Here is a 441-nt window from a genome sequence, read left to right as displayed (position 1 = left end):
GATGATCACCTTGGCGCCGGCCTTGGCAGCGGCAAGTGCTGCGGATAGACCGGCAACACCCGCACCGATGACAAGCACATCGCAATGCGCGTAGCGGCTGGCATAGTGATCCGGATCGGCTTCCGTCGGCGTAACGCCGAGGCCGGCAGCACGGCGGATGAAGGGTTCGTAGATCGCGTGCCAGGCGGCCTTTGGCCACATGAAGGTCTTGTAGTAGAAGCCGGCGGCGAAGAACGGCGACATGAGATCGTTGAGGCCGCCGATGTCGAAGGCGAGCGACGGCCAGCGGTTCTGCGATTCCACCTTCATGCCGTCGAAGACTTCCTGCACCGTGGCGCGCACGTTCGGCTGGCGCCGGGCGGCATCCCGCGAGACGTCGAGCAGCGCGTTCGGCTCCTCGGCTCCGGCCGAAAGAATGCCGCGCGGGCGGTGGTACTTGAA

1 protein-coding gene is annotated in these 441 nt (G+C 65.5%); it reads right to left on the bottom strand.

Annotated features, from left to right (window positions below; all coding sequences use genetic code 11):
• A partial coding sequence (locus KW839_RS27335; RefSeq protein ID WP_218426047.1) for a 2Fe-2S iron-sulfur cluster-binding protein occupies window positions 1–441 on the bottom strand: 441 nt, incomplete at both ends.

It is taken from the genome of Pseudomonas sp. PDM31, assembly GCF_019218965.1.
Taxonomy (GTDB): Bacteria; Pseudomonadota; Gammaproteobacteria; order Pseudomonadales; family Pseudomonadaceae; genus Aquipseudomonas.
Note: the sequence above shows the minus strand (reverse complement) of the source record. Positions and strands in the feature narration are given on the sequence as shown.